Annotated in this window: 12 protein-coding genes; 3 read left to right on the forward strand and 9 right to left on the reverse strand. The window is 36.5% G+C overall.

The window, feature by feature from the left end; translation table 11 throughout:
- Positions 1 to 90 precede the first annotated feature (90 nt).
- Positions 91 to 444, forward strand: coding sequence for a hypothetical protein (locus tag QQS39_RS04095; RefSeq protein WP_285805431.1), 354 nt, complete (start codon positions 91 to 93; stop codon positions 442 to 444).
- Here QQS39_RS04095 and QQS39_RS04100 read toward each other — a convergent pair.
- The 3 genes from QQS39_RS04100 to dsdC all read right to left on the reverse strand — a co-directional run bounded on the left by QQS39_RS04100 (position 441) and on the right by dsdC (position 3356).
- On the reverse strand, positions 441 to 1442 hold the full coding sequence (locus QQS39_RS04100) for a nucleotidyl transferase AbiEii/AbiGii toxin family protein (protein ID WP_285805432.1): 1002 nt from the start codon (positions 1440 to 1442) through the stop codon (positions 441 to 443). The two genes, QQS39_RS04095 and QQS39_RS04100, sit on opposite strands and share 4 nt — an antisense overlap.
- Positions 1439 to 2206: a hypothetical protein gene (locus tag QQS39_RS04105; RefSeq protein ID WP_285805433.1), complete on the reverse strand. Its 768-nt coding sequence runs from the start codon at positions 2204 to 2206 to the stop codon at positions 1439 to 1441. Before QQS39_RS04105 ends, QQS39_RS04100 begins: the two co-directional genes overlap by 4 nt.
- 205 nt (positions 2207 to 2411) lie before the next feature.
- Positions 2412 to 3356 carry a DNA-binding transcriptional regulator DsdC gene (gene dsdC / locus QQS39_RS04110; protein ID WP_285805434.1) on the reverse strand — a complete coding sequence of 315 codons (945 nt, stop codon included), beginning with the start codon at positions 3354 to 3356 and terminating at the stop codon, positions 2412 to 2414.
- A gap of 223 nt (positions 3357 to 3579) precedes the next feature.
- Between dsdC and dsdX the strand changes: the two genes are divergently transcribed.
- Both dsdX and dsdA read left to right on the forward strand, forming a co-directional pair.
- Positions 3580 to 4917, forward strand: a complete 1338-nt coding sequence (dsdX, locus tag QQS39_RS04115; protein WP_196569389.1) for a D-serine transporter DsdX — start codon at positions 3580 to 3582, stop codon at positions 4915 to 4917.
- A 12-nt stretch (positions 4918 to 4929) separates the two neighbouring features.
- The gene (gene dsdA, locus QQS39_RS04120) at positions 4930 to 6258 is read left to right on the forward strand and encodes a D-serine ammonia-lyase (RefSeq protein ID WP_285805435.1); all 1329 of its coding nucleotides are present in this window, start codon (positions 4930 to 4932) and stop codon (positions 6256 to 6258) included.
- Positions 6259 to 6503: 245 nt separating this feature from the next.
- Here the strand turns inward: dsdA and QQS39_RS04125 are convergent, their stop codons facing one another.
- The 6 genes from QQS39_RS04125 to uhpC form a co-directional block, all read right to left on the reverse strand.
- Positions 6504 to 8873, reverse strand: a complete 2370-nt coding sequence (locus QQS39_RS04125; RefSeq protein WP_285805436.1) for a TonB-dependent receptor plug domain-containing protein — start codon at positions 8871 to 8873, stop codon at positions 6504 to 6506.
- A gap of 16 nt (positions 8874 to 8889) precedes the next feature.
- Positions 8890 to 10965: a TonB-dependent receptor domain-containing protein gene (locus QQS39_RS04130; RefSeq protein ID WP_285805437.1), complete on the reverse strand. Its 2076-nt coding sequence runs from the start codon at positions 10963 to 10965 to the stop codon at positions 8890 to 8892.
- A 207-nt stretch (positions 10966 to 11172) separates the two neighbouring features.
- The gene (fbpC, locus tag QQS39_RS04135; protein WP_285805438.1) at positions 11173 to 12213 is read right to left on the reverse strand and encodes a ferric ABC transporter ATP-binding protein; all 1041 of its coding nucleotides are present in this window, start codon (positions 12211 to 12213) and stop codon (positions 11173 to 11175) included.
- A gap of 15 nt (positions 12214 to 12228) precedes the next feature.
- Positions 12229 to 14307 carry an ABC transporter permease gene (locus QQS39_RS04140; RefSeq protein ID WP_151434385.1) on the reverse strand — a complete coding sequence of 693 codons (2079 nt, stop codon included), beginning with the start codon at positions 14305 to 14307 and terminating at the stop codon, positions 12229 to 12231.
- 74 nt (positions 14308 to 14381) lie between these two features.
- Positions 14382 to 15413 (reverse strand): ABC transporter substrate-binding protein, encoded by a 1032-nt coding sequence (locus QQS39_RS04145; RefSeq protein ID WP_069368510.1) that lies wholly within the window; start codon positions 15411 to 15413, stop codon positions 14382 to 14384.
- Positions 15414 to 15415: 2 nt separating this feature from the next.
- A complete protein-coding gene (gene uhpC / locus QQS39_RS04150) occupies positions 15416 to 16753 on the reverse strand; it encodes an MFS transporter family glucose-6-phosphate receptor UhpC (protein WP_285805439.1) in 1338 nt (445 codons plus the stop codon).
- Positions 16754 to 16777: the final 24 nt, after the last annotated feature.

Below are 16777 nucleotides of genomic sequence, written 5' to 3' on the forward strand. Positions count from 1 at the left end.
ATAGACGTTTAGAATTAATAATTAATAATTAATAAACCCGCTAATTGCGGGTTTATTTTAAATAAAAGTAGCATTTGAGGGGAAAAGTAAATGATAAAGAGATTTCAAACTCTGAGTGAGTTGCTTGCATCACTCTCAATGCTTGAATCAAATGAATGGATTTATACTGAGATTGCAACTTGGAATAGTCATCCTAAGCAGACCATTTTTTATTATATTCCTTGGGATTACATCCAAGAATTACCTGATGATGAGATTTACCTTGATGACGATGATATGGAAATGCCAAAGGCAGTTGAAAATAAAAATTTACACGGCTGGATGGTGGTTTGTGATTTAGCATTATTTTATCAAACACAACAAGCACAACAAAAAACGTTGCAGTGGGTTATTGAAGAAATTAACTATTACCGAGAATATGATGCTTATCGATGTTTGAGTTAGGATTTTGCTATTAAGTTGAGATAAGAAGATGATTGAGAATAAGAGTAGAGCCTTGATTTTATTAACATAAAGGTATCTTCTATTTCATTTTTAGTTGGCATATTTTCTTTATAAATGATCATTTTTTGAAAATCTCCATAGTAAGAGGATTTTATTTCATCCCAAATCTGACTAAAATTTAAAAAGAGTTCATTCTTACTGAGATCTTCTGTGATCCACGATAGTTTTTCTTTTTCAAAATGAGTCATATCATTTTCAATTGAAATTGAGAGCAAATCAAAGAATGTATTGTCACAATTGATAAAACGTTTTATTTCTTGGACTCTGTTTAGCTGTGTTAAATCATAAAAATGTCTTACTTTGTCTTTAAGTAAACCTTTTGAAGATGCTGTAAGTAATCCTAGAATTTTCTCACAAAATGTTCTTTTCCAACAAAGTACTAAGAATGGAAAATCATTTAACTGATAGGTATTAATTAAGTGATCTTGCTCAGATGCTATTGCCCATTCAGCTATTAATGAACAAATATTTCTTTTTATTATTGGGGAAGGTGTTGTGTAAGCATTACATTCAAAGAGTAGTGTATCTTTAACCTCGCCTAATAATTCAGAACTATCAATTCTGGGGTATTTGTAGCGTTTTTTTCTAAACCTTGAGCCATTATTAAATTTTTCTCCAGAATCTTCTAAGTCTATTGTTGCAAGATGAATAATTTCTTTGATGATTTTTTTTATCTTTGCATCTTTCCAATTTGTATTAGGTAAGATGGCAAGATCAATATCTTCTGAAAATCTATCAATTGCTTTATAGATTTTTGATAGAGATGTTCCACCTTTAAAAATAACATTATTACAATAAATAGATTTTGATATTCTCAATAACGCATTTGTTAAGTAATAGTCTTTTTCTACATAAGATGATGGAATGTTGAATTTTTCGGATGTCTTTTTTATTGTTTCAATAAATAGAGAGCGGTGTTCATTTTTATGTAGTATCAAAATACAATATTCCAGTTTTTTCTATAGGTGATATAATTAGAAATATTATTAAAGTGATATTTACTCTTTTGGTTCAAATCATTTTTTACTTTCCAAATTAAATTTTCTATGTCTACATCATAAGTTTTTAGATATTCTTCCATTAGTGCGCCCAATAATGCTTTTGTTTTTTTATAATTCAATTTTTTATAAAGTAGAACAAATTTTTTATAATCAGATGAAATTAGATGAATATATTCTTTAATCGAATGTATAATAATTTCACTCTCTATATCTTGAATTTTTTCTATATTATTTAATATGTATGCGAATTCATTTATCTTTATATTTTCTTTTTTTATCTCTTTTTGTTTTATTACCTCTATTTTAATTCCTCGGAGATTAATAAAAGAAGGCGTTTTTTTAGATGTGATAATTGTAGTGACTGTAGGTATTTGTGTTGATAAACCTTTTTGATTAAAAAGGGCATGCCCTGCAATAAACCCGACTTGCTGTTTTTTTGAAATAAGAAGTGCAGATAAAACAGCGTGATATGAAGGTGGTAATTTTCCTAATATACCTTTTTCTTCTTTATAATATAAACCTTTAGCTAATCGATATAAATACCCAAACTGCCTTTTTAGCTCGTCGTTTTTGATATAATTTGCAATAGCTTTTAATGTGGCATTTTTAGCTTTTTTATAAAAATAAAATTCGTTTACTAAGAATACAGTTCCTGGTGTCATTCGACTTATTTTTATTCTTACTTTTTTTGCAATAGACATAAGAAAACCTCCTAGACGTTAGAAGGTATTATGTTTTTCTGATTTTAAAAATCAATACTCATACAGTTAATTAAATATAATTTTTATAATTTATTTCTGCTAAAGTAAAATTATTCAATTTATATTATTATCTCAATTTATTAATATATCAAAATATAATTATAGTTGCTAAGTCATCTCTTTCATCAGATTTTCCTTAAAAAAATCACATACTTTCCTTGATTTGCTTTTTCAGCCACTGAATGAAAAGCTGTACTTTTGCATTATTCTTTTCATTTCGAGTGACAAGATAATAACGCTGAGCACAAAACAGCTCGCTATTATCAAAAGGAATAATCAATTCTTTACTAGCCAGTTGTTTTTGCACTAAACGTTTTCTTCCCATAGCCACGCCTGAGTGGTTAGCCGCAGCAATAACGGCAAGATCAGAGCGATCAAAACAGATATTGCTACGATTAGGAAAAAGAGAAAGCCCCATATATTCGCTCCAAGCTCGCCACTCGTCGAAATCAGAGTTATTACTCCAAGCTTGCCTATCATGTAGCAAAGTACAATTAGAAAGATGATGAATATTGCCAATAAGCTCATGCTTTTTTGCGTATTCTGGGCTACATACAGGAATAATAGATTCTGAAATTAAATCTTCGCAATAAAGGTTTTGCAGTTGCTTATCATCAAAATAGATTGCGAGATCAATACCATAACCTCGAAAGTTAATATCATCATTTCCTGTGAGTAAATTTAATTCAATCGATGGGTAACGTTCAGTAAAATCTGAAATACGAGGAACTAACCAACATTGGGCAATAGAAGGTCGTGAATAAACGGTGAGAATGCCTGAGACTTCTTGGTTATGAATATCTAAAATTTCTTGGTTAATATCTTCTAGCGTTTTTTTAAGCGCCCAATAAATTCGTTCACCTTCTTCTGTTAGTTCTATTCGGCGATGAAAGCGGTTAAATAGCTTAATACTCAACTCTTCTTCTAATGTATTAATACGATGGCTAATGGCGCTGGGCGTTAATGACAGTTCCTCTGCCGCTAAAGCGAATGAAAGATGGCGACCTGTTGCTTCAAAAGTGTGAAGTCTTGCTAATTGATAACTGGATAATCGTTTATTTCTTAAAATCACGCTAGAAGATTCAAACATTCTTTTATTCTCGTTTTGTTATTAATAGTAACGCGAGTTAACAATCAAGGTAATGTTAAGATGAAATACCATGCTACTATTCATCATAATGTGATTATTTGTGCTGTTGATCACTTATTTGAATTAACTGGTTTCATCTTAGTGTAAATTTTCATCATTTGTAAGTCAGGAATGATTAATATTCAATATGAATAACAATAAATAAAATATTTGGGATGGATATATGGATTCAACATTATGGGTGCTAGGTACTCTTGTAATTAGTATCTTGCTCATTGTTTTTACTATAATAAAACTTAAGTTTCATCCATTTTTAGCCTTACTATTGGCAAGCTTCTTTGTGGGTACTGCAATGAAGATGAATCCTTTAGAAATGGTAAATGCGATTGAAAACGGTATTGGTGGTACATTAGGATTTTTAGCAGCAATTATCGGTTTAGGAACGATCCTTGGTAAGATGATGGAAATATCAGGTGCCGCAGAACGCATCGGTATTACATTACAAAAATGCCGTTGGTTATCTCCAGACGTTATTATGGTATTGGTTGGTCTTATTTGTGGTATTACACTCTTTGTTGAAGTGGGTGTGGTATTACTTATTCCCCTTGCTTTCTCTATTGCGAAAAAAACAAATACTTCATTATTAAAATTAGCTATTCCATTATGTACAGCATTAATGGCTGTTCACTGTATTGTTCCTCCTCATCCTGCAGCTCTATTCGTGACTAATGAATTAGGGGCAGATATGGGAACCGTTATTGTTGCGGGTCTTGCCGTTGGTTTAGTTGCATCTTTAGTTGGTGGCCCTTTATTCTTAAAAATGTTAGGCGAACGCTTACCATTTAAAACAGTGCCTGAAGAATTTTCTGATATGGAAATTCGTGAAGAAAAAGATTTGCCTTCATTAGGTGCCACACTATTTACTGTCTTATTACCTATTGTTCTGATGCTGATAAAAACAGCCGCAGAATTAAATATGACTAAAGGCACATCGATTTATACTGCATTACAGTTTATTGGTAATCCAATTACTGCGATGTTCATTGCTGCCTTTGTTGCTTATTATATATTAGGTATTCGCCGTAATATGGGCATGAATACGTTATTGAAGAAAACAGAAGATAGCTTTAGCTCTATTGCCAATATCCTATTAATTATTGGTGCGGGTGGTGCTTTTAACGGCATTTTAAAAGGCAGTGGTTTAAGTGAATCTTTAGCGTTAATTCTTTCTAACTTAGATATGCATCCTATTTTATTGGCTTGGTTAGTTGCCATTATCCTTCATGCTGCTGTTGGCTCTGCAACTGTTGCAATGATGGGGGCTACTGCAATTGTTGCACCATTAATGCCTTTATACCCAGACATTAGCCCTGAAATTATTACATTAGCAATTGGTTCAGGTGCTATTGGTTGTACCATCGTCACAGACTCACTGTTTTGGTTAGTGAAACAGTATTGTAATGCAACTTTAAGTGAAACTTTTCGTTTTTACAGTGTCGCGACCTTTATTGCCTCCTTTGTCGCATTAGGCGGTACATTTATGCTTTCTTTTGTCATATAAAAGAGAACGACTATGAACCATATAGATATAAATAAATTAATAAGTAATTTTCCACTAGTTCGTGACTTAGTGGACTTAAAAGAAGTGGTTTGGTTTAACCCAAAAGTGACCACCACTGACCAGGGACTTCCATATGTTGGTTTAACGCAAGATGACGTAATTGATGCACAAGCACGACTACAACGTTTTGCGCCTTATTTAGCGAAAGCATTTCCAGAAACAGCGGTTACTCAAGGAATTATCGAATCAGAAGTCGTTGATATTCCTAAGATGAAAGTTGCTCTTGAAAAGCGTTATAACACACCTATTAGCGGTCAATTGTGCTTGAAAAAGGATAGTCATCTTCCTATTTCAGGTTCAATTAAAGCGCGTGGTGGGATTTATGAAGTACTGACTCATGCTGAAAAATTGGCGATCAACGCGGGATTATTAAGTACAGAGGATAATTATGAAAAATTATTTTCTGACAAATTCCGTGAATTCTTTAGCCAATATAGTATCGCTGTAGGCTCCACAGGCAACTTAGGTATGTCTATTGGGATCATGAGTGCGAAATTAGGCTTTAGCGTGAGTGTTCATATGTCTGCTGATGCACGTCAGTGGAAGAAAGATAAATTACGTTCTCATGGCGTTAATGTTGTTGAATATGAACAAGATTACAGCATTGCGGTAGAAGAAGGTCGTAAAGAAGCAGAGAAAGATCCTAACTGTTTCTTTATCGATGATGAAAACTCAAAAACATTATTCTTGGGTTATGCGGTAGCTGGATTACGTTTAAAACGCCAATTTGAAGAACAAGGTGTTCGTGTTGATAGTGAACATCCTCTGTTTGTTTATCTGCCTTGTGGTGTTGGTGGTGGTCCTGGTGGTGTTGCTTTTGGGCTAAAACTGGCATTTGGAGATGCAGTACACTGCTTATTTGCAGAGCCAACACACTCACCTTGTATGTTATTGGGTGTTTATACCCAATTACACGAAGGCATCTCTGTACAAGAGATTGGTATTGATAACATAACAGCTGCTGATGGTCTTGCTGTCGGTCGTGCATCAGGATTTGTTGGTCGAGCAATGGAGCGCTTAATTGATGGTTATTACACTATTGATGACCAAGAGCTTTATGACTTACTCAGTTTATTAAATAAAGAAGAAGGAATTAAGTTAGAACCTTCGGCTTTAGCTGGAATGAAGGGGGCGGTACATGTCGCTCAAGCTAAAGATTATCTGCAAGGTTTATCACTAGACAGTCAAAAAATGCAAAATGCAACGCATTTAGTATGGGCGACGGGTGGCGGTATGGTTCCAGCAGATGAAATGCAAAAATATCTCGCTCAAGGAAAATAGAGCGTAGAGCAGGGGCGATAAGGTTTATCTTTATCATTCCCTATAAAACAAAAGGGAGCAGTACGAGTATCCAGTAATTATTATATAAAACAATAATATAGTAACAATGGATTAAACCAAGTGTTACATCAAACATTCACACCAGGATGTCACACCAGGGGAAAATGTCGTAGTATTATAATCATAAAAAAAGAGGCACCCATTGGGTGCCTCGCTTACTTTATATCTTGCTAAATTAGAAGGTATTAAAAATCAATTTTGACATTTACCCCATAGTTTCGACCCGGTAATGGGGCTAAATATTTTAATTGAGAAGATGCCGGTCTTGCTTCTGTATTGGTGAGATTATTAATAATAAAATCAACAGAAACATCCAATTTATCAAGATGATATTTTTTACCAATACCGGCATCAACTAATGTGTAAGAAGGGAAGGTAATATCCCCGCCATACATTAATCCACCACTTTCTTTTTGTTTTTTATAGTAAGTCGCAGTGCTAAATGCGGTTAATTCACCATGCTGGTAATTAAGGCTAATACCATGTTTTTCATTGGGAAGATTAGGCAAATAATTACCTGCAATAAAGAGCTTTCTTTTACTTTTGTTTTCAACAAAATCACCAAATAGTGTAAATGTAAGATTATGCTCGTGAGGCATTTCATATAAATACTTAAATTCGTATTCTAATCCTTTTGTTTCTAGATCCGTTTCATCCCATTCCATAACGGTAACCCCACCACGGCTAACTCCTGTTAATCGTCTAAATTTAAAATCACTGTAGTCTGTTTTATACAAATTAATCTTATTAGAGAAATTACCTATCTCAATAACAGATGATAATTCAATACTTTTACTTTTTTCGGTATTAAATTCACTCTTTCCCTGTTCTTCAATTAAATAAGCATAATGTGGGCCATGTGTATAAAGCTCATTAATTTCTGGCGCTCGATAAGCAATATTTTGTTGTAGTTTTAATGTCCATTCATCAACTGGCGTAAAAGATAAGGCTAGTGTATTTGCACTTGTATCAAAATGACGATTTTGCAGATTGGAGCCTTGTCCTCGACCGCTATTATAATTATCGGGAATATTTAAATGATGGTGAGTATAGCCTTTACGGTATCCCGCAGTAATTTCAAAAGGAGATAAATTTAGCGACTCAACCCAATAGATCCCGTATTCTTTGGTTAATACACTGGGTAAATAAGCATCATAGCCCGACGTTTTCAGGTCACGATAATTACCGTTAATTCCAACAGCACCATTTACTCGATTAAAGAGCGGGGTGTGTGCAGTTTCCAAGGCTAATTGGTGACTTTTTGTCTCAAATATCGAGGATGCAATTTGCCCCACCAATTCTTCATCTTTCGATTCAGAATAAGAGTAATAAAAAGCACTGTCCCTTAAAAAAGGCGTTAAGTGATAATGTTTTCCTTGTATATCTATTCGTCGATTATGGTTTGAAACCGAAATAGGTTTGTACATTTCTCGTGTCGTTTTCGATGTGAGATAGGCATATCCCGGTACACCATAAGATGTTTGAAAATCAGTAACAGATAGACCTAAATAACCATCATCGCCAATATAAGAGAGTGATGCATTACCACTTTGACTTTTTAAAAAGCTATTAGGAATTTCTTTATTATCATTTTCAACATAATGTTTGGGTGGTGTCACATGTTCAATGGATGTGGGGCTACCGGGTTTATATTGTGAGTTAGCTTCATTATCAACATAGCCAATACCTGAAAAATAATCTTTATCTTTAAAAGTATATTTATCATCTTCGCTTAATTCATATTCAACTTTGTATTTTTTCCAAAACTCACTAATGTAAGGGTAAGCTTCAGGATTGCGGCTGGTAAATACTTTCATATCAACTTGGCATTGATCACGTAACGCAAAGTGACTTTTTAGTTGCTGATAGCTATAACAAGGTGCTGCTTTAGAATGTGTTGGAATTTTATATCTAGTAACACGTTTAGTGGCACCCGAAATATTAAACACCCAGTTTTCTTCATTACTGAATTTAATATTTGCTGATCCACCATTACCGTTATTAGTACTTCCATTAAATGTCACGGCGCCTGAAATCGCTTTTTCAGGCAACTGTGTCATTATCCTATCATCCCACAAATGAATTGCACCACCACTGCTACTACCGCCATAAAGCAGTGCTTCAGAGTTTTTACTGATCGATATTTCATTAATTCTATTCATATCAATGGGAATAGGCATATTTCCGCTAATAAATGAAATATCATTAATAGGAAGGTTATTGACTAAAATACCCACTCTATTTCCAGACATGCTACGAATAACAGGTCTTGCGGCATTAGGACCAAAACCTTCTGCTTGTACTCCTGCGACTTTTGAAACGGTATTGCCAATTGTATTGGACTTTATTTGTTCAAGTTGTTTTCCTTTTATCTCTTCCCGATTATTCAGTAACAATGAAGAGAATGTCTCTTTGTTTTTTATTGATGCTGCTTTAACAGTAATAACATCGTTTGGTAGTTCTTTTTCTTTGCTTTTATCTTTATTATTCTCTTTTCCATATAAAGGAGACGACAAAAGCATAAGTAAAATAATAGAGAATTTACTTTTTTTCATAATTATTGTTTTATACTTAGAATGTAAGAGTGGCGCCTAAGATAATATTACGACCCGGTAAATACATTTCATCTTTAATATAAGAGGTACTGTCTTTTCCTTTTGCATCAAAGATATTATTAATTTTGGCATATAAGGTATAATGGGTTTGATCTAAATAACCGATATATTCACTACCTAAACTAACCGTATTATAAGCATCTGTTGGTGTTTCATAGTCTGCCGTTTTATTTTGTTTTCCAAAATGGTCAACACGGATTTGTCCAGTTAAATTATCTGTAATACTATGTTTAATATAAGTACTTAAACGATAAGCCGGTATTCTTGGTATATTTCCCTTATTATGCAGTAATTTTGCTCTAACATAATCACCAGAAATACCAATTAAGCTATCTTGGTTATAGTAATAATCAATATTACCTTCTATACCTTTAAATTGTGCATCATTTTGAACATATTGTAATGAACGATAACCATTATTTAATTCAGTGCCAGTAAACTGACCGTAAATATAATTATTAATACGGTTATAATAGGAGCTAATATTGAATTGAATATCACCTGTAACTTTAGTTATTCCAATATCAATATTATTTGCTGCCTCTGCGGTTAAATTAGGATCGCCTTTTTCAATAGTTCGACTTGCAGCATGAACACCATTCGCGTAAAGCTCTTCTGCTACCGGTAATCTTTTCGTGTGTGATAGTGATAAATTTAAAAAATAGTCTTGTGTAAAATTCCACGCTAATCCAGCAGAAATAGAAGATGCATTCTGCTTATTGTTTTTTTGCGTTTCTCTATTTAACAGTGATTGCCACTCTTGGCGAAAGCCTAATTCATAGCGAAAATCACCTAATTGGTATTCTTCTAATAAAAAGAGGGCGTGATTTTTGGTTTTTGTTGATGGTACATAAGCTTCTTCTCCATAAGCACTAAAATCACGTTGATTAAATTGCCCACCAATAACACCACGCCAGCCTAAAATAGGTTGATGTGTGAAAGAAAATCTTAATTCATCTCCTTTGTTTTTAAATTGGGTACTAACTTCATGACCTTCTTTTTCATCATGATGATAATGGGTTCTGGCCGCACTGAAACGTACCGATTCAACACCGGTAAATGGATTACTTTTTTCACCACGTAGATCCCATCGTTTACTCTCCATAATAATATAGGGAATGCCATGTTCATGTTGTTCATCAGGGTATTCATGATTGTGATCATGATGATGACCGGTTACAGGAGGGTGAGTAGAAACGTGATGATGTTCCTCCTCATGATCATGAAAATGAGTATGGCCAGGTAATCCATATCGGCGATGTTGTTCACCATAGCCAATCCCAATATAACCATCATCAAAGATCCACGATGCACCGATATTTGCAGATTGGTTATCTTGATAAGAGCCAGCTAAACGGCGAGACTCTCCTTGATGCAAAGGTGCTGGTTGGTTGTAATCGCTTTGATAACGTTTCGTGCCTTCAATACGCAGAGCTAAATTATCTTGTCCTAATGTTAATCCGGCTGCCCCTATATTCCCCTTAGAAACGGAATCGTATTGATACTGTAATTCGCCGTCGTAGCCTTTTTCAGGCACTGACATAGGAATTTTGCTATCAATAACATTAATGGCGCCACCTATCGTACCTCCACCATAAAGTAATGTTGCAGATCCTTTTAACACTTCAATACGTTGGCTTAAAAAAGGTTCACTGGTGATCGCGTGATCTGCACCAATAGATGAAACATCCATAAGATCACTACCACTGTGTAATACTTTGACTCGATTTCCTGACATTCCCCGAATAACTGGATGTACTGAACCTCCACCAAAAAAGCTGGCATGAAAACCAGGTAGAGATGTCAATGTTTCTGCAATAGATGCACTACGATTAGCTCGCAGATCTTCTTGTGTAAAAACTGCAACAGGTGTTGCCATTTTTTCTGCTGATGTTTGTAAAGGCGTTGAATAAACCTTTAATACCTCACTTTGTGGTTTTTCCTCTGTTTTTATTGTGGTGTTTGCATTCGCAAATAAAGAGTAACTTATTGAAATAAAAAGCGTTGTATAACTGAAAACCGATTTTTTCATTTTGATAACCTCCTTTGTTTTAAAATGTTATAACATAACATTTTGTAAATATTGTAAGTAAATATAATTATCATTAGCAAGTGATGATTTTTTCAAAAAGACAAAATTTTTATAACTTATTGTAATTTTTAAATAAAAATATTTTTTATGGGAGGGTGAAGCAGAAATGAAAAAGGCACCTGAAAGGTACCTTTAAGATAAATATTCTTATTCTAGGATAAACATGCCATAAGGATGGATTTGCAGATAGTAACTGTCGCCTACGCTAGGCTGAAGCTGAGTCGCATTGACTTGTAATAGCAAAGTTTGATTTTGCCATTCCACGGTCACTTCATATTGAGGTCCCATATAAGCGACATGGACGATTTTGCATTGCTGACAAGCATCGCCTTGTTGAGATAAGGTGATCGCTTCTGGTCTAACTCCCACTCTAACTTCGGTTTTCGTGGTGTTAAACGTGTCTGGTTTTGGTAGGCGATAGTGGAAGATCTCAACATAATCAGCGCCCAATGTGGCAGGGAATAAGTTTGCATCTCCCATAAAACTTGCCATAAATTCAGACGCGGGTTGACGATAAAGATTTTGCGGTGAACCTAATTGCATTATCTTCCCTTTATTCATTACTAAAACCATATCAGAAACCGCAAATGCTTCACTTTGATCATGGGTTACATAAAGAGAGGTGATATTAAACTGTTGTTGTAACTCACGAATTTTCTCTCTCATACTACGACGTAAATTGGCATCAAGGTTACTTAATGGTTCATCAAAAAGCAGCACTTTAGGTTTTAAAATTAAGGCGCGAGCTAAAGCGACACGTTGTTGCTGTCCTCCTGAAATTTGGTCAACAAAACGGTCTTCAAAGCCCGCTAAATCCACCAGATCTAAGGCTTCGGAAACACGTTGTTTAATTTCAGCCTTCGGACGTCCTAGCATTTTTAAACCATAGCCAATGTTTTCTCCCAATGACATATGAGGGAAAAGGGCATAAGACTGAAACACCATACAGATATCGCGTTGCTGAATTGAGCGATCGGTAACATCTTCACCATCAATGAAAATTTTCCCTTCTGTCGGTTTTTCTAATCCCGCGACTAAACGTAATACCGTGGTTTTACCGCAACCTGAAGGCCCTAATAATGAAACCATTTTGCCTTGTGGAATAGACAAACTGAGATCTTCAATCACCGTGTTAGTGCCAAAACGCTTAATTACATTTTTCAGTTCAACGAAATGTTGTTGTGTCATGATTTATACTCCGTATTACTGTGCATTTTTGGCTTTAGAGCGTGAAACACGGGCTTCGCCAATCAAATAATCAAATAAGAAAATAATTGCCAACATGACGACGATTAAAATCGAGCCGTAGGCAATTGCGACACCGTATTCACCATCTTCAACGCGGTTTAAAATATAAGCAGTTGCCACGCGTGTATCTGGTGTAACAAGGAAGACAATGGCACTAACTGTAGTGATTGCGCGCACAAAGCTATAAATCAGCGCAGACAAAATAGCAGGGCGCAATAACGGTAATAACACATAGAAAATGGTTCTCATGGAGTTCGCTCTTAAACTTAAAGAAGCTTCATCAAGCGATTTATCAATTTGCCCCAGCCCCGCAATACCCGCACGTATTCCTACAGGTACGTTACGCATTGTCATCGAAATAATGACAATTGCCGCCGTTCCCGTTAAATAGAAAGGCGAATCATTAAACGCAAGAATATAAGAGACACCAGCGACGGTTCCTGGTACGGCAAAACAAAGCATGGTTGTGAACTCGATACTTTTTTTACCTTTAAAGTCTTGGCGTACCACGATATAGGCAATTAATAGTCCAAGAATAGCGGTAATTGGCGCTGCAATACCTGCATATAACAAGGTATCTAACAACGAAGGCCATGCACCGTCGCTCATTCCTTGACCAAATAGTTTGATAAAGTTATCAAGTGTTAAGGTGTAATCAACGCCCCAGTTAACGGTGAAACTGCCGTAGAAAATACTGCCATAGAGCAGAATATTAAAGACAACCCAAATACCGAGAACGGTTGTGACAAACGCAATCAGTGACGATGGCAGAGGCTGAACATCACCGCGATAAGATTTACCTGATACCGTGACGTAAGAACGTTTACCAATCCACATATATTGCACACAGAACACCAATAGTGAGAAAACTAACAGTGATGCACCTAATGTACTGGCTGATTGATAATCAAGCTGAGAGCCGGTGATATAGAAATAAATTTGTGTCGCAATAACGTCAAAGTTACCGCCTAAAACGAGTGGGTTACTAAAGTCAGCAAGAGATTGCACAATCACAATTAAAAACGCATTGGCTAAAGCCGGCTTAAGTAACGGCATAAAGACGTTAAAGAACGTTTGGTAACGGTTGGCTCTTAAGGTGTAAGAGGCTTCTTCTAATGAAGGGTGAATGGTTTTAATCGCACCATCTAAAATCATAAAAGACATAGGCGTAAACGCGAGCACTTGCGCCAACCAAATCCCTGTAAAACCATATAACCAGTTGGTATTTTCAAGCCCTGCGTAAGTGGCGAGAAACTCTGTTACATAACCAGAGCGTCCCATCATTAACGTCACTCCTAAACCGACAACAAAAGGGGGAGTAACGATAGGTAATATAGAAAATACACGACCAATAATGGCAGAGCGTACCGCTATACGAGACGTATAAATTGCCAGAATTAAACCAAAGAAAGTACAGCCTATCCCTACGGCAATAGAAAGCACAATAGAGTTGAGCATCACTTGCACAATATGAGCTTGGCTTAAAATCGCGATAAACTCAAAAGGTGCAAAATTGCCTGCGCTATCTTTAAACATCGGAATAAAAATAGCGATACTAGGGAAGATAATAAAAGCACCGATGAGAGCAACAACGGCTATCAAAGAGCCAATAACAAAGCTATCACCACCTAGCCATTCAAGGCGTGTTAAGGCGGTTTTCATGATCATTCCCAGAGAAATAAAGAGGATGATCGCCGAATAACCTAATCCACGTCCTTCAAGTGTGGCGCTGACTATCGTAATAAATGCACAAAATAGGGCAAAACCCGCGTCAAAATAGTGGCGAGTGCGATTTTCACGCTTAGGCGCAGTTAATGGACGAAAGATCAGCAAGCTTGGTAATAAAAACCAGAGCCAACTAATATTAACGCTACTCCAGCCGTAAGAGGTGAGCAATTCATCTGCTGTAGAATCTAAAAGACCGTAATCAAGGCTCCATGATGGCAGTAAAGCAAATGCCATCCATGCAATTAGGATCCATAAAAATATGGGATCCCGCCTCTTTTTTTCAGGTAAAGCGAGTGTGTGAGACATAAATCCCCCGAGAGTAACTGTATTTATTATTATGAGAAAAAGAGAGCGAGAGGTTATCTCGCTCTGTTAATGGGCTATTTACCCATTTTTACTTCGGTAACCCACTTATTAATCAGTTCCTTACGTACTTCACTATCGCCATATTTATCCATGTCGTAGTTAATGAGTTTTAAGTCTGATAATTTCAGTGCCATTGGTGAAGATTCAGCCGAGGTATTGGTTAGAATTTGGTAAGATTTACCTTCTTTCCAGCTAATTTCCTGAGCTTCTTTTGAGAGTGTCCAATCTACGAATAATTTTGCGTTATCCATATTGCGGGCATTTTTAATGATACTGACACCACCGATTTCATAGCCTGTACCTTCACAAGGTGAAATCAATTCAAGTGGAGCGCCATTTTCAACTTCTAATGAGTAATCATGTAGGAAGCCAATACCAATGGCTGCTTCACCACGGGCTGCATTTCGTGCGGGAGCAATACCTGATTTGGTGTATTGAGAGATATTTGTATTGATTTTCTTTAGATAATCAAAGGCTTGTTCAGTGCCCCATAATTGGTCAAAGGTTGCTAGTGCCGTGTAAGCGGTTCCCGAACTTTGTGGATCGGCAATTTGAATTTCACCTTTATATTCAGGTTTAATTAAATCTTTCCAGCACGTTGGAATGGCGATACCTTTTTCTTTTAAGCGATCTTTATTGACGCCAAAACCTAAAATACCGACATAAACTGCAGAAGAGTAGTTACCTTTGCGTTTAGCCGGATCACGAAATTGTGGCATGATCTGATCAAGATTAGGCGAAACGTAAGGCTCTAGCAGATCCATTTCACCCGCTTGTGAGTGAGGGTCCATTGTACCGCCATACCAAACGTCAGCTTGTGGATTACGTTTTTCAGCTTCGATTTTAGCTAAAGTACTTCCTGAACCATTACGAACGAAGGTTGTTTTAACATCATACTTTTCGGCAAAGGCTTTTGTTTCAGCTTCACACATTGCATTTGTCGCACTACAGTAAACCACTAAGCGACCAGCCGCATTTGTTGATAAGCTAACCGCAGACAGAGCCAGACCAGCAGCAACGAGTGTAGAGAGGGTTTTCAATTTCATGTTCAGAACCTTTTAAATGTGTCGTCATCGGAAAATGAAAGTGGGCCAACTAAATGCTCTTGTTTGCTAACATCAGCAATTAACAACGGCATCAGTAAGAGTCCCATTAAGGCCGCAGCACTGGTTAATAATGCAAACATCCCAGTCCAACCATAATGCGCCATGACCTGACTTAATGGCCAACCTGCCATTGCCGCCCCCAAATAGGCAAACAATCCCAAGTAGCCAGTTACCGTGCCTGCTGCGTTTTTATGACAATATTCTGTTGCAGCAAGCCCGATTAACATCTGTGGTCCGAACACAAAAAAACCGATACTAAAAAAACAGGCTGCGAGCAAAGCATAATGATGAATTGGAATTAACCAAAGTGCTGTTACTGCGGTAAAAAGCCCGAGTGAAAACAGCAATATCATTGGCGCTCGTTGACCACGGAATAATAAATCCGAACCCCAGCCTGAACACAAAGCCCCAAGTAAGCCACCGACTTCAAACAAAGAGAGAATGGCATTAGCACTCAATAAGTTGGCACCATGTGTTTCTGATAACCAGATATTTCCCCAATCGTTAATCGCCATACGTATGAGATAAACCAAAATATAGGAAAAACCCAGCAACCAAATCATTCGGTTAAATAAAATGCTCTCTTTCAAAATAGTTAGCATAGGTTTAGGGGGAGATGCCTGTTCTTGACGTAATTCAAAAACATCGCGCCGCCACACACCCACAGTAGGAAGCCCTTCCTCTGCGGGTGTTCCTTTTAATCGTACACACAACCATAGCCCGACGATGATGCCGATAGTACCGGGAACAAGCAGTGCGACTTGCCAACTATAATGCGTCGCTAGCCACGCAGTTAAAATGGGAAGACTCATCCCGCCAAGGTTGATTGAGATATTCCATAATCCCCACCAGAAGCCGCGTTCATTGCGTGAATACCAGTGTGTTAACAACCTTGCACAAGGCGGCCAGCCAAAGCCTTGAAAGAAACCATTTAGCGCCCAAACCAAAAGCAGTGCAGGAAATGAAAGACAATAGGCAAAGATAATATTCATAATGCCTGTCATCACTAATCCCACACCCATAAACCAGCGGTATCCCCATTTATCATGGAAAACACCAGAAACAAATTTAGATAAACCGTAAGTGAGATAAAACAAGCTGGCAATCCAACCGATATCCCCTTTATCTAAATTTAATTCCACCTGCATAACGGGCATCACAAAGTTGACGCTTTTACGTGTGAGATAGAAAGTGGCATAACCAATAATCATCGACAGCATTAAATTTTTGCGCCAAAAGTTATAGGTCTTATTAATTGATGCCGAATTTTTACCTGACATAACATCCTCTTTGATGTTGCAAAT

It is taken from the genome of Proteus appendicitidis (genome assembly GCF_030271835.1).
Taxonomy (GTDB): domain Bacteria; phylum Pseudomonadota; class Gammaproteobacteria; order Enterobacterales; family Enterobacteriaceae; genus Proteus; species Proteus appendicitidis.

What these genes read in the sequence shown, in the direction of transcription:
- QQS39_RS04105 (WP_285805433.1), bottom strand. Translation starts at nt 2,206, where the DNA reads ATGTCTATTGCAAAAAAAGTAAGAATAAAAATAAGTCGAATGACACCA.
- QQS39_RS04095 (WP_285805431.1), top strand. Translation starts at nt 91, where the DNA reads ATGATAAAGAGATTTCAAACTCTGAGTGAGTTGCTTGCATCACTCTCA.
- dsdA (WP_285805435.1), top strand. Translation starts at nt 4,930, where the DNA reads ATGAACCATATAGATATAAATAAATTAATAAGTAATTTTCCACTAGTT.
- fbpC (WP_285805438.1), bottom strand. Translation starts at nt 12,213, where the DNA reads ATGACACAACAACATTTCGTTGAACTGAAAAATGTAATTAAGCGTTTT.
- dsdC (WP_285805434.1), bottom strand. Translation starts at nt 3,356, where the DNA reads ATGTTTGAATCTTCTAGCGTGATTTTAAGAAATAAACGATTATCCAGT.
- QQS39_RS04130 (WP_285805437.1), bottom strand. Translation starts at nt 10,965, where the DNA reads ATGAAAAAATCGGTTTTCAGTTATACAACGCTTTTTATTTCAATAAGT.
- QQS39_RS04125 (WP_285805436.1), bottom strand. Translation starts at nt 8,873, where the DNA reads ATGAAAAAAAGTAAATTCTCTATTATTTTACTTATGCTTTTGTCGTCT.
- QQS39_RS04145 (WP_069368510.1), bottom strand. Translation starts at nt 15,413, where the DNA reads ATGAAATTGAAAACCCTCTCTACACTCGTTGCTGCTGGTCTGGCTCTG.
- dsdX (WP_196569389.1), top strand. Translation starts at nt 3,580, where the DNA reads ATGGATTCAACATTATGGGTGCTAGGTACTCTTGTAATTAGTATCTTG.
- QQS39_RS04140 (WP_151434385.1), bottom strand. Translation starts at nt 14,307, where the DNA reads ATGTCTCACACACTCGCTTTACCTGAAAAAAAGAGGCGGGATCCCATA.
- uhpC (WP_285805439.1), bottom strand. Translation starts at nt 16,753, where the DNA reads ATGTCAGGTAAAAATTCGGCATCAATTAATAAGACCTATAACTTTTGG.